The organism is Advenella mandrilli (assembly GCF_016595155.1).
GTDB lineage: Bacteria > Pseudomonadota > Gammaproteobacteria > Burkholderiales > Burkholderiaceae_B > Advenella > Advenella mandrilli.
The window spans coordinates 26,504-39,486 of the sequence record NZ_JAENGP010000008.1; the positions used below are offsets into that span (position 1 = coordinate 26,504).

The following is a 12,983-nucleotide window of genomic DNA, read 5'->3' on the forward strand; positions in this document are numbered from 1 at the left end:
AGAGACAAAAAAGGGGGCAAAATGAAACGTTATGATTTGTTTATTAACGGAGAATACGTAAAACCGTCAACAGGAACCTGGTTTGAAAGCCAGAATCCTTTTACCGGTGAAGCATGGGCAGAAATTCCCCGATGTGATGAACGTGATGTTGAATTGGCGGTTCAGGCTGCCCATCAGGCATTGACGGTAGGGCCTTGGGCTGAGATGAGTGCCAGCCAGCGTGGGTTGCTCATTCATAGGCTTGGTGATTTGATTGCCCAAAATGCAGCACAACTGGCACAAACAGAAGTGAGGGATAACGGCAAGCTGTATACGGAAATGTTAGGGCAATTGAATTACATACCACAATGGTTTTATTACTATGGGGGGATGGCAGACAAGATTCAGGGCGCGACCTTGCCAATGGATAAGAAGGGTTATTTTACTTATACCCGTCATGAACCGATTGGGGTGGTGGCTGCCATTACCCCATGGAATTCTCCGCTTTTATTAACCGCCTGGAAAATTGCGCCGGCTTTGGCAGCGGGTTGTACCATTGTGGTGAAACCATCTGAATTTACTTCGGCCTCTACCCTAGAATTTGCCGCACTTTTTGAGCAGGCCGGGTTTCCTGCCGGGGTTTTTAATGTAGTGACCGGTTTTGGCAAAGAAGTAGGAGGGTCTTTGGTTGAGCACCCGCTGGTTAATAAAGTTAGTTTTACCGGATCAGATGCAACCGGTAAATTAATTAACCAGCAGGCAGCCGGTAATTTAAAGCATGCCTCTATGGAGCTAGGTGGTAAGTCGGCCAATATTATTTTTGAAGATGCTGATATTGAACAAGCAGTTTTTGGTGCTATTTCTGGTATTTTTGCGGCAACCGGGCAAACTTGCATAGCGGGTTCACGGCTGTTGGTGCAAGAAAATGTGTACGATACGGTAGTAGAAAAATTGCTGGAAATTGCCAAAACAGCCAAAATGGGTAACCCCATGGATGAGCAGACCCAGGTAGGTCCGGTAACAACCCCGGCACAATATCAGAAGATTCTGGATTATATTGATATTGCCAACAATGAAGGTGCCAAATTGTTATTGGGTGGTAAACCGGCAACCGGGCAGGAGTGCGGATCGGGGTGGTTTGTTGAGCCAACTATTTTTGGTGAGGTTCACAATGAAATGCGAATTGCCCAGGAAGAGGTGTTTGGTCCAGTATTGTCCATTATCCGCTTCAAGGATGAAGCAGATGCCCTGAGCATTGCCAATGGTGTGCGCTTTGGTTTGGCCTCTGCCGTATGGACGACAGACATCGGCAAGGCCATACGCATGTCCGAGAAACTCCAGGCGGGTACGGTATGGGTAAATACTTATCGGGCAGTTAGCTATTTAGCGCCTTTCGGTGGTTATAAAGACTCAGGTCTGGGAAGAGAAAACGGGCAGGATGCGGTTTTCGAGTTTCTTCAAACGAAAAGTGTCTGGATTAACAGTGGGGCGGTTGCCGGTAATCCTTTCGTCATGCGTTAATTCAATGTTCAAATAAGGGGAAACAGGTGTTTCTTATGTTAAGCAGCTTGTTTTGTCATAAATAACATCTATCATATAACCCTGTTTCCAATATTGAAAAAATAGCATGTCCAATTCACCTGTACCGGACCGTAGCCCATGGGTGGTATTCCTTGTTTTTTTGAAACTGGGCCTGACTTCATTTGGCGGACCCGTGGCGCATTTGGGGTATTTTCGGGAAGAGTTTGTGGTTAAGCAACGCTGGCTGGGTGATCGTACTTATGCTGATCTGGTATCACTATGCCAATTTTTGCCGGGTCCCACCAGTAGCCAGATTGGAATGGCATTGGGTTTGTCCCGGGCCGGGTATGCGGGCGCCTTCGCTGCCTGGGCCGGCTTTACCTTGCCATCGGCCATTGCCCTGATTCTGTTTGCCTTGGGCATAGCCAATTATGGGGATGTCATTGATCATGGTCTGCTGCAAGGGTTGAAGGTGGTTGCGGTTGCCATTGTGGCGCGGGCGGTGTGGGGCATGGCCCGTCATCTTTGTCCTGATGCCTTACGCATAACATTAATGATGATAGCAGCTTGCCTGGTATTGCTGGTCCCCTTGGTGTGGATGCCGGTAACCGTGATTGCAGCCGGTGGGGTAGCGGGAAGGCTGTTATTCACACCCCAAGCGGTTAAGGTGCATGAGGCCTTGCCTGTTATGGCGGTAACAAAAAAGGCCGGTGCGATATGGCTGGGTATTTTTGCAGGCTTGCTGCTGGCTTTGCCGTTACTGGTGAACGTATTTCCCAATCAGGCCATGGCTATGTTTGATGCCTTTTATCGTGCCGGTTCGCTGGTTTTTGGGGGCGGGCATGTGGTTTTGCCTTTGTTGCAGGCAGAAGTGGTGCCTTCTGGTTGGGTTGGCAATGATGCTTTTCTGGCCGGTTATGGGGCCACACAGGCAGTGCCTGGTCCCTTGTTTACCTTCGCGGCATTTTTAGGGGCGGCCATGAATCAGGCACCTAATGGCTGGATCGGAGGGATGTTGAGTCTGGTCGCCATTTTCCTGCCTTCTTTCCTGCTGATTGCGGGTGCTTTGCCATTTTGGGAACAACTGCGTCGTAATGGGGGTATGCAGGCGGCGCTTATGGGTATTAATGCGGCAGTGGTTGGCTTGTTGCTTGCCGCTTTGTATGATCCTATCTGGACCAGTGCCATTCTTGACTCACAAGATTTTTGTTTGGCTTTGCTGGGTTTTGTTGCACTGGTTTTCTGGAAACTACCCCCTTGGCTGGTGGTGGCCGGCAGCGGCTTGATAGGCTGGGTTTTGGGGGTTGTGTTATAGAGGGACTGATAAAAGAGGGCAGAGATTCATAGCCAGCTAGCGGTTTACAGAAATGATTGAGCATAAGAAAGCAGTGCTGGCGTTGTTAACTTACCCAGATAAACCGGTCTCGCAGCAATTCGGTTTCCCCCTGCCACCGATAGGCACATAACTTTCCCTTGGTGACAGATTTTGTATTTCTGGCTGCAATACTGTAGTCAAGACAGGCAATATAGGGGGTAAGCGGTTCAGGTTCTCCGGTCATCCAGTAATGACCTACAAACAGGGGTTTATCTTCCTGATAGCCAGGTACAACGTCATCAGGTACGGGAATATGGGGGATTTGCTCAATGGCACTGGGCGGAACCATAGCAAGGTCACGGTAGGTCAGTCCATTCAGTTCCCACCATTGGGCACGGATTTCATTGCGGAAATTGCCATCCTTGTCATCAAAGCCATAACCCGAAGGCAGTTCTATATTCAGGCCTTTCAGCACTGTTTCCAACGCCTCGAAGGTTTCTGTTCCTTTTGCACTAAGCATTGGCCAGGCCTGCGGTTGAATGCGGTTCTGGCTATCCAGAAAAGGGGCCAGTATTTTCAATGAGGGTTGATGCCAGCAGGCATGAATGACCCTAAAACCCGGAAACTCCAGAAAGAGTGGCAGGGTAGCAAACCAGGTGGTAATTTCGGTATGCAGGCAGGAGCCTTCAACAATCTGTTCCAAAAATGCCTGATGTTGTCGTAAATATCTTTCGGTATGGGGGCGAAGAAACTCGCCTGGTTTGTCGGGGTTGGGCATTGTCCAGGCAACCGCGTTAAATTCATGATTGCCCATAACTGCTAGTGCAGCATTATTCTCTACCATGGCTTTGGCTATCAGGACAGTTTCCACCTGTTCGGGACCCCGGTCGATAAAATCACCCAAAAAAATGACTTTACGTTTGGGGTGTTGCCAAAAGCCGTTTTTTTCGGTGTAGCCCAGCTTTGCAAGCAGTTGCTTTAGGGGTTGGGCATAGCCGTGAATATCACCAATCAGATCGTACATGTTAAGGTTTTTTTAGAAGCATTTTTGTAAGTTTTTGATGGAATCTGATTATATTTTTTATTAGTGGTACGAAAAAGAGTTACCAGAAATGTTATCAATTTTTTATGTGAGCAGCTTGTGTAGTGTGGGTTGACCATATTTATCGGTTTAAAAACAGCATGTTATTTTAATTACGTTACCGGTTTATGACCAGTAACGCATGAGTAATTTCTACGTTAGAGATTTCTTTAAATGTTTATTCATTGAAAACGGATGCACAGATCAGATGTAATGAAAGGTGTGGAATATATATACCGATCAGGCGGCCAGATCAAAAAGTTTTTCATCATCCCTGAACCAACCGGTTATGCTCCAGCGGGGCTTTTGGCAGGGCAAGACTTCGTGTTCAATCAGGTCGCTTCGGAAAATAACCGTCCTGCCGGCAATGGGCAGTATACGATTGATTTCTTGCTTGGGATTTTCCGGATCATACAATACTAATTCTCCACCGTCTGCCTCGGTCCATTCAGGGTTCAGGTAACTCACCAAGGTGATTTTTCTGAATGCGGTATTTTTGTGTTGGTCCAGATGACGGATATAACCGGTGCCAGAAGCATAGCGGGCATAGTGCAATTCCATGTGTTTCAGACCCAGAAAAAAATACCGGTTTAATGCTTGTTGCATCAAACCGGTTAATTGAAACATTTCCTGGCTGGCTGGATATTGGCTTTCTGGTTCAAGCCAAAGGATAGCATCACCACGAATGGATGTTATCCGTGTCAGTTGCTGTTCGCGTCCAATACGGGCATCATGGAACTGGCCTTGTTCCCAGCGCTGCTGTCCCTCTGTAAATAGACGGTGTGTCAGGTCAGTCGGGATAAGCCCGTCGCAAATAGCCCAGCCCTGGGTTTCCAGTGCTGATAAAATATTATTTATTGCATTCATCATGAAGCTTCTATAAAAACAAGATCGACTCGTATCGCAATCTCCCAAGGCGTTGTTGATTAACCGGTATGACCGTTATTTTGTTAGTGTTTTTTTTACTAAAAACAAGAATAAGCATAAATCCGGAAAGTGATTTTATATGGACTTGAACAGGCTGTACAGAAATTTTTTAAACAACAATACGCAGATGTAACGAAGCAAATTTTGGACCCAAAATAAATTTATTTTTGGTTTTAATTCAGATGGGCATGTTTACAGTTATATTGACCAAAAAGGAAGTGATGAAAATGAATGCGAAAAAATGGCTTGCCATATTGTTGCTATGGCCATGTCTAGGTAGTGCTCAAGCAGTATCAGAAAAAACCAAAGAGATGGTTTTTATGGCTTCTTTTGATTATTATTTTTTGCATGAGTTTTGTGCTGCCCTTGACTCAACGCTTTCAGCAAGTAATCTTGAACAAAAAATGCAGGATGACGTCCGGCAAATTTTACAGTTAAACAAACAAAAAGCAGACATTTTTGTGGGCGATTTTATTAGCAGTTATACTGAATTTGTTTCAGATAATGATGAATATGGGCAGGCAATTTCCCATCGGGTTGAGCAGTTCAATGCGATTAATCATACGGCTAAACAGGATAGTTGCCTTTCTATGAAGCAAGACAGAGGCATGCGGTTTCAGGAAGCACTTAAGCAATTAAGATCAGAGTTGTAGCTTGTGGAAATAACTAGTATTTTCACAAGGCCGGTTGTCCTTAGGGGCATAATTTAATCCAGGGGGGCGCTTAAGAATCGTCTCAAAATGCCGGCTGAATAAAATCGGGCAACTTGCTCCAGGAAAGCATTAAAGTCAATGTGTGCAGAGCCATCAGCCTGGTCGGATATAATCCGTGCGATGGCAAAGGGCACTGCATATTCATAACAAATCTGTGCAACCGATGCGCCTTCCATTTCCACGCACAAGGCAGCGGGCAAGTCCTGCTGTAATTGTATGGAATGGTTGGCATCACTCACAAAACAATCTCCGCTAATGATCATGCCGATATGGCATTGGGGCTGGTGAAGATTGAATGCATCCCGGGAAGTGGCATCAATGTCTATCTTCAGGTCTTGATAAATGTAATCTTGTGCGCATTGTTGCAGTTGTGCTGAAAGCTTGGTGTCAGCGTCAAAATGGCTCATGCCTAATAAAGGAATTTCATAGCGGGGGAAAAGAGGGCTGGCGTTAAAATCGTATTGTAGTAATTGAGTTGCCACCACTACATCACCCACCTTGACCTGTTGATTGATGCTGCCGGCAACCCCGGTAAAAAGTATAGAACTTGCCTTGAATTCCCGGATAAGCGTTACGGCTGTCGCTGCTGCGGCAACCTTGCCGATTCGGGACAGCACCACGATACAGGAGCGCCCCATTAGTGTGCCTTCGTGGTAGTCACGTTGGCCAATACGATGAGTTTTTATATTTGGCCCCATAGCCTGTAAAAGACTCGCGATTTCCTGGTGCAGGGCGGCAATAATTCCGAGAACAGACATGTTTTAACGTGGTGGAAATTTGAACAAGCTGATATTGTAATGCAATCCAGTCGGCCTGATTGGTAATCAGGCCGACTGTAAGTCAGGGTTATTCTGTGCCTTTCTCATGTTTGGGAACCCATTTGCCGTTTGCGTCTTGTACAACTTCAATCAGCCCCTCGATAGGGTTGCTAAGGGAACCCTCCCACATGGGTTTTGATGCGACCCAGTGTTGAAGTGAATGGACTTCGCCAGTGTCGGGGTCCATCAACATTAGTCTTTGCTCTTTTTCCTTTTCCATCTTTACCTCCGGTAGTGGTGCAATACGAAAACTGCCTGAGCTGAAATAAATTATTGTTATTAACGTTTATGTTTTACATAAAGCATAACGTATTGTTTATCACAATACAAATATCTGACATATGCTTGTTGTTATAACAGGATAAAAAAATCTCATTAACAAAAAAAGCCTGTTTTTAAACAGGCTTTTTTTGTTTACTTGATGAGCTAAATTATTTTTTCATCATGTCGAAAAACTGGTCATTGTTTTTCGTTGCGCGGATTTTATCCATAATGAATTCCATGGATTCAACTTCATCCATTTCATGAATAAATTTGCGTAGAACCCATACTTTTTGCAGGGTTTCGGGTTTCATGAGCAACTCTTCGCGGCGTGTGCCGGTTTTGTTCAGGTTGATGGCAGGGTACAGGCGTTTTTCGGCCAGGCGACGTTCAAGGTGAACCTCGGAGTTACCGGTACCTTTAAATTCTTCGTAAATCACTTCGTCCATGCGGCTGCCGGTTTCAATTAAGGCAGTACCAATAATGGTTAGTGAACCGCCTTCTTCAAGGTTGCGTGCGGCGCCAAAGAAACGTTTGGGGCGTTGCAGGGCATTGGCATCGACACCGCCGGTTAAAACTTTGCCAGAAGCCGGTACAACCGTATTGTAGGCACGGGCCAGACGGGTAATTGAGTCCAGTAAAATGACGACGTCTTTTTTCAGTTCAACCAGGCGCTTGGCCTTTTCAATGACCATTTCGGCAACCTGTACGTGACGGGTTGCAGGTTCATCGAATGTAGAGGCTACCACTTCTCCGCGAACAGTGCGTTGCATTTCGGTAACTTCTTCAGGGCGTTCATCAACCAGCAGCACAATTAAGACTGCATCTGGATAGTTAGCCGAGATGGAATGCGCAATGTGCTGCATCATGACGGTTTTACCGGATTTGGGGCTGGCTACAATTAAAGCGCGCTGGCCTTTGCCCATGGGGGAAAAAATATCCAGAATACGGCCGGTGTAATTTTCTTCGCTTTTGATGTCACGCTCGAAAAGCATTGGCTTGTTTGGATGCAAGGGCGTGAGGTTTTCGAACATAATGCGGTGTTTCATCAGTTCTGGGGCTACACCGTTTACTTTCTCTACTTTGACTAATGCAAAATAACGCTCTCCGTCTTTGGGAACGCGAACTTCACCTTCGATGGAATCGCCAGTATGCAGGTTGAAGCGGCGAATTTGCGAAGGGGAAATATAAATATCGTCTGTGCTGGCCAGATAGGAAGTTTCTGGGGAACGCAGGAAACCAAAACCATCAGGAAGAACCTCGAGGACACCATCACCGAAAATTTGTTCACCTTGTTTTGCCCGTCGTTTCATGATGGCAAACATGAGTTCTTGTTTGCGAAACCGGTTTGCGTTGTCTATTTCCAGGGTGGCTGCCATTTCAAGCAGCTGCGACACATGCAGTGCCTTGAGTTCATTAAGATGCATTATTTTTAATAAGAATAAATTAGAGAATGAGAAAATTGGCGGGCTACGGATGAGCCCGCGCGACGAATGTAATAAGCTGGGTGGTTTTAGAGGGCGCTATCGATAAAGCTGGTAAGCTGTGCCTTGTTAACGGCACCTACTTTGGTGGCAACGGCTTCACCGTTCTTGAAAACCATTAGGGTAGGAATGCCGCGGATGCCAAATTGCGCCGCAACTTCAGGATGATCCTGAACGTCTACCTTGACGACTTGCAAACGCCCTTCGTATTCTTTGGCAACCTCTTCAAGGACAGGTGCAATGGCTTTACAGGGACCACACCAAGGGGCCCAGTAGTCAACCAGTACGGGTTTGTCAGACTTGAGAACATCAGCGTTAAAGCTGGATTCAGTCGCGTGTTTGATAGTATCGCTCATACGAATTAAATTTTATATTGGTGAAATTGGAGTAGCCAAGTACACTGGAGCCGGAAGACTATCCGCTTGTTTCAGGAACACAATGTGTACTGCCATTAACGTAAGAATAACATTTATATCCAGAGATTGTATGAAAATGCCTGAAAGGCACGACAAAATCACCAATCAGACTTTAAAATGTCTGTTTTTTTGCACAGTATAGAGAATAACGTGGCGATCAAAACAAGTTATGACGAGGCTTCCATCAGGGTTCTGAAAGGGTTGGAGCCCGTTCGTGAGCGGCCTGGCATGTATACGCGGACTGAAAACCCGTTGCATATCATTCAGGAAGTCATTGATAATGCAGCCGATGAGGCGCTGGCCGGTTATGGAAAACATATTCAGGTTATTTTGCATGCCGATCACAGTGTTACAGTTGAGGACGACGGACGAGGCATTCCGATTGGATTGCATCCCGAAGAAAAGGTGCCCGTGGTTGAAATTGTATTTACCCGCCTGCACGCAGGGGGCAAGTTTGATAAAAAGGCCGGTGGCGCTTATGCGTTCTCAGGTGGCTTGCACGGCGTAGGGGTGTCAGTCACTAATGCACTATCCCATCGTCTTGAAGTGCAGGTGTTGCGTGACGGCAAAATAAACGAACTGGTTTTTGCCGATGGTGGCAATGTGCTTACGCCCTTGCATGTAGCGGCTGGTTCGGTCGCGCGTAAAAGAACGGGTACGCGTGTTCGCGTCTGGCCAGACAATAAATACTTTGATTCTCCCACCATTCCTGTGGCAGAGTTGGCGCATTTGCTGCGAAGCAAGGCTGTGCTGATGCCGGGTATCAAGGTTTCATTAACCCTTGAAAAAACAGGTGATTCACGTCAATGGTGTTATGAAGATGGCCTGCAGGGGTACCTGAAAGAAGCCCTGGCGGATGCCGAATTGCTGATTCCCATGTTTGCCGGCAAGGAATATGCCGGGAAAAATCATGAAACCTTTGCCCTGGGGGAAGGGGCCGAGTGGGTGGTTTGCTGGACAACCGAAGGTCCGGTGATTCGCGAGTCCTATGTCAACCTGATTCCCACTTCAGCAGGTGGTACGCATGAGTCTGGTTTGCGTGAAGGTCTTTTCAACGCCTTAAAGAATTTTGCCGATTTGCACAGTTTATTACCCAAGGGTATCAAGCTGTTGCCTGAAGACGTTTTTTCCAGGGCCAGTTTTGTCCTGTCAGCCAAAGTGCTGGACCCTCAATTCCAGGGGCAAATCAAAGAGCGGCTTAATAGCCGTGATGCCGTCAGGCTGGTGGGCGGTTTTTCTAAAAGCGCACTGGAACTGTGGTTGAACAGTAATGTGGAGTATGGCAAGAAACTGGCCGAGCTGGCTATTCGCCAGGCGCAGGCCCGTACCCGTTCAAACCAGAAAATAGAAAAACGCAAAAGCTCGGGGGTGGCGGTCTTGCCAGGCAAGCTGACTGATTGTGAGTCACACGACAATACGCGAACCGAAGTTTTCCTGGTAGAGGGCGACTCTGCTGGCGGTTCCGCCAAGATGGGCAGGGATAAAGGGTTTCAGGCGGTTTTGCCGTTGCGCGGTAAAGTGTTGAACGCCTGGGAAGTTGATCGTGACCGTTTGTTTGCCAATAATGAAATTCATGATATTTCGGTTGCTGTTGGCGTAGATCCCCATGGTCCCAAAGACCATCCCGATTTGTCCGGTTTGCGTTACCGGCGCATTTGCATTCTTTCTGATGCGGACGTAGATGGCTCCCACATTCAGGTTTTATTGCTGACCCTGTTTTACCGGCATTTTCCGCGTTTGGTTGAAAACGGTTTTGTATTTATTGCCAAGCCTCCCTTGTTCAGGGTAGATGTGCCGGCACAGGGCAAGCGCCCCGCAAGAAAAATTTATTGTCTTGACCAGGCGGAACTTGATTCAGTTCAGGACAAGCTGGTAAATGCCGAAGGGGTGAAACCGTCTGCCTTGTCAATCAGCCGCTTTAAAGGCTTGGGTGAAATGAGCCCGGAACAGTTGTGGGAAACTACCATGAACCCGGATACCCGTCGCTTGTTGCCGATCGGTTATGGTGAATTAAGCCCTGAAGACACGAATAAAATGTTTGACATGCTGATGGGTAAAGGCGAGTCGTCACAACGACGTGCCTGGATCGAAGAAAAAGGCAATCTGGCCGAATTGGATGTGTAATGAGTGAATTGGATACGATATTGAATAACGAGCCCGGTGAAGATGAAACCATCACACTGGGGCATTATGCTGAGCAGGCCTATCTTGATTATGCGGTTTCAGTGGTAAAAGGCAGGGCTTTGCCAGATGTGGGCGATGGGCAAAAGCCCGTTCAGCGCCGTATTTTGTATGCCATGAGCGAAATGGGCTTGCGTGCCGGTGCCAAGCCGGTTAAATCGGCTCGTGTGGTGGGTGATGTGTTGGGTAAATACCATCCACATGGTGACCAGGCCGCTTATGATGCCCTGGTGCGTATGGCACAAAATTTTTCCCTGCGCTATCCGCTGGTGGACGGGCAGGGTAATTTTGGCTCGCGCGATGGCGATGGCGCAGCCGCCATGCGCTATACCGAGGCCAGGCTTACGCCTATTGCCGCGTTGCTGCTGGATGAGCTGGATGAAGGCACGGTAGACTTTACGCCCAACTATGATGGCAGCCAGCAGGAGCCGCAAATGTTGCCGGCACGCCTGCCTGTGATGTTGCTCAATGGTGCGTCGGGTATTGCCGTAGGTATGGCGACTGAAATTCCTTCGCATAACTTGCGTGAGGTGGCCCAAGCCTGCGTCACCTTGCTTAAGCAACCTAAAATCAGCAATGAAGAACTCCACGCGATTATTCCCGGACCGGATTTTTCCGGCGGGGCGCAAATTATTTCTTCCCGCGAAGAAATTGCTGCTATTTATGCGGGCGGCAAGGGTTCCCTGAAAGCGCGTGCCCGTTGGGTATTTGAAGAAATGGCGCGTGGACAATGGCAATTGGTGGTTACCGAATTGCCCCCCAATACTTCCGGGCAAAAAGTGCTGGAAGAAATAGAAGAACTGACCAATCCGAAAGTCAAATCAGGCAAAAAATCCCTGACACCCGATCAGCAGAACAATAAAGCCAGTATGCTGGCCATGCTGGATGCGGTGCGCGATGAGTCGGGTAAGGATGCCGCCGTCAGATTGGTGTTTGAACCCAAATCCTCACGCATAAACCGCGATGAGTTTGTTAATTTGCTTTTGGCACATACCAGCATGGAAGGCAGTGTGCCCATTAACCTGGTGTGTATTGGTATTGATGGCCGTCCGCGCCAGCGTGATTTGCGTACCATTCTGGAAGAGTGGCTCGTATTCAGGACACAAACCGTCACGCGGCGCAGCCGCCATCGTCTTGACAAGGTGCTGGACCGGATTCATGTGCTTGAAGGTCGTATGCTGGTTTACCTCAATATCGAAGAAGTCATCCAGACCATTCGTGATTCTGACGAGCCAAGAGCCGCATTAATGAAGCGGTTTAACCTGACCGAGCGCCAGGCGGAAGACATTCTTGAAATGCGTTTGCGGCAACTGGCACGGCTTGAAGGCATCAAAATTGAGCAGGAACTGAAAGACAAGCAGCAGGAACAGCTCAAGTTGCAAGATTTGCTGGATAATCCTGGAACCCTGAAGCGACTGATCATTAAGGAAATTGAAGCGGATGCCAAGAAATATGGTGACGATCGAAGAACGGTGATAGAGGAAGCCGAGCGGGCCATTATTGAAACCAAAGTGGTTGATGAGCCGGTAACGGTGATTGTTTCTGAAAAGGGCTGGTTGCGTTCGCGTCAGGGGCATGGCCATGACATTAATCAATTCAATTTCAAATCGGGTGACAAGCTTTATGCCACCTATGAGTGTCGAAGCACTGACACGCTTATTGGTATTGGTGATAACGGACGTGCGTATTCGGTGGCGGTAGGCAGTTTGCCTTCTGCCCGTGGTGATGGTCAGCCCATTACCGCTATGGTAGACCTTGAAAGCGGCACGCATATTATCCACATAATTGCGGGTATGTCTGATAGCCGTTGGCTGTTGGCTCAGGCAGGTGGTCTGGGTTTTTGTGCCCGAATTTCTGATATGAGCAGCCGGCAAAAAGCGGGTAAGCAATTCATTACCCTTGAAAAAGGCGATATCCTGATGCGGCCGGTACCCCTGTTTGATGAAGCTAAATATCTGGCCATGCTAACCGTGGGGGGGCGTTTCCTGGTTATTGAATTAAAAGAGGTGAAGGCGTTATCCGGGGGCGGACGAGGCACTATTTTGATGTCGCTGGATAAAAACGACAAGCTGGATCAACTAATTCCGATCAGTGAGCAGGGATTGACGATTTCGGGCATTTACCGGAATAAGCAAGTGGATGAAATCCTGGCGCTGGGTGATTTGCAGGAATATATCGGCAAGCGTGCCCGCAAAGGAAAACAGCTTGACGTGCGTATGAAGCAGGCCGTTCTTTTTCCGGTAATTTGACGGGAAGCAATTTAGCCTATGTTGGATCGTGTCATAAT

11 protein-coding genes are annotated in these 12,983 nt (G+C 47.7%); 5 read left to right on the top strand and 6 right to left on the bottom strand.

The window, feature by feature from the left end; translation table 11 throughout:
- Nucleotides 1–21: 21 nt before the first annotated feature.
- Nucleotides 22–1,500 (top strand): aldehyde dehydrogenase, encoded by a 1,479-nt coding sequence (locus tag JHL22_RS07745; RefSeq protein ID WP_200235667.1) that lies wholly within the window; start codon nt 22–24, stop codon nt 1,498–1,500.
- Nucleotides 1,501–1,606: 106 nt separating this feature from the next.
- Nucleotides 1,607–2,815, top strand: a complete 1,209-nt coding sequence (gene chrA / locus JHL22_RS07750; protein WP_200235669.1) for a chromate efflux transporter — start codon at nt 1,607–1,609, stop codon at nt 2,813–2,815.
- Nucleotides 2,816–2,900: 85 nt separating this feature from the next.
- On the opposite strand, the gene JHL22_RS07755 is transcribed toward chrA, so the two are convergent.
- Both JHL22_RS07755 and JHL22_RS07760 read right to left on the bottom strand, forming a co-directional pair.
- Nucleotides 2,901–3,839, bottom strand: coding sequence for a metallophosphoesterase (locus JHL22_RS07755; RefSeq protein WP_200235671.1), 939 nt, complete (start codon nt 3,837–3,839; stop codon nt 2,901–2,903).
- 297 nt (nt 3,840–4,136) lie between these two features.
- Nucleotides 4,137–4,766, bottom strand: coding sequence for a 2OG-Fe(II) oxygenase (locus JHL22_RS07760; RefSeq protein WP_200235673.1), 630 nt, complete (start codon nt 4,764–4,766; stop codon nt 4,137–4,139).
- Between the two features lie 284 nt (nt 4,767–5,050).
- Here JHL22_RS07760 and JHL22_RS07765 point away from each other — a divergent pair, with 284 nt between their 5' ends.
- Entirely contained in the window at nt 5,051–5,476 is a 426-nt protein-coding gene (locus JHL22_RS07765; protein ID WP_200235675.1) for a hypothetical protein, read from the top strand.
- Nucleotides 5,477–5,529: 53 nt separating this feature from the next.
- Here JHL22_RS07765 and JHL22_RS07770 read toward each other — a convergent pair whose 3' ends face one another.
- The 4 genes from JHL22_RS07770 to trxA form a co-directional block, all read right to left on the bottom strand.
- Nucleotides 5,530–6,294: a 5'-methylthioadenosine/adenosylhomocysteine nucleosidase gene (locus tag JHL22_RS07770; protein WP_200235677.1), complete on the bottom strand. Its 765-nt coding sequence runs from the start codon at nt 6,292–6,294 to the stop codon at nt 5,530–5,532.
- A gap of 88 nt (nt 6,295–6,382) precedes the next feature.
- Nucleotides 6,383–6,574, bottom strand: coding sequence for a hypothetical protein (locus tag JHL22_RS07775; RefSeq protein ID WP_200235679.1), 192 nt, complete (start codon nt 6,572–6,574; stop codon nt 6,383–6,385).
- A 211-nt stretch (nt 6,575–6,785) separates the two neighbouring features.
- A complete protein-coding gene (gene rho, locus JHL22_RS07780; RefSeq protein ID WP_200235681.1) occupies nt 6,786–8,042 on the bottom strand; it encodes a transcription termination factor Rho in 1,257 nt (418 codons plus the stop codon).
- A gap of 86 nt (nt 8,043–8,128) precedes the next feature.
- Nucleotides 8,129–8,455 (bottom strand): thioredoxin TrxA, encoded by a 327-nt coding sequence (trxA, locus tag JHL22_RS07785; protein ID WP_200235683.1) that lies wholly within the window; start codon nt 8,453–8,455, stop codon nt 8,129–8,131.
- A 177-nt stretch (nt 8,456–8,632) separates the two neighbouring features.
- Between trxA and parE the strand changes: the two genes are divergently transcribed.
- Both parE and parC read left to right on the top strand, forming a co-directional pair.
- Nucleotides 8,633–10,639 (top strand): DNA topoisomerase IV subunit B, encoded by a 2,007-nt coding sequence (gene parE / locus JHL22_RS07790; RefSeq protein WP_200235685.1) that lies wholly within the window; start codon nt 8,633–8,635, stop codon nt 10,637–10,639.
- The gene (gene parC, locus JHL22_RS07795; RefSeq protein WP_200235687.1) at nt 10,639–12,945 is read left to right on the top strand and encodes a DNA topoisomerase IV subunit A; all 2,307 of its coding nucleotides are present in this window, start codon (nt 10,639–10,641) and stop codon (nt 12,943–12,945) included. The genes parE and parC overlap by 1 nt, the downstream gene beginning before the upstream one ends.
- Nucleotides 12,946–12,983: the final 38 nt, after the last annotated feature.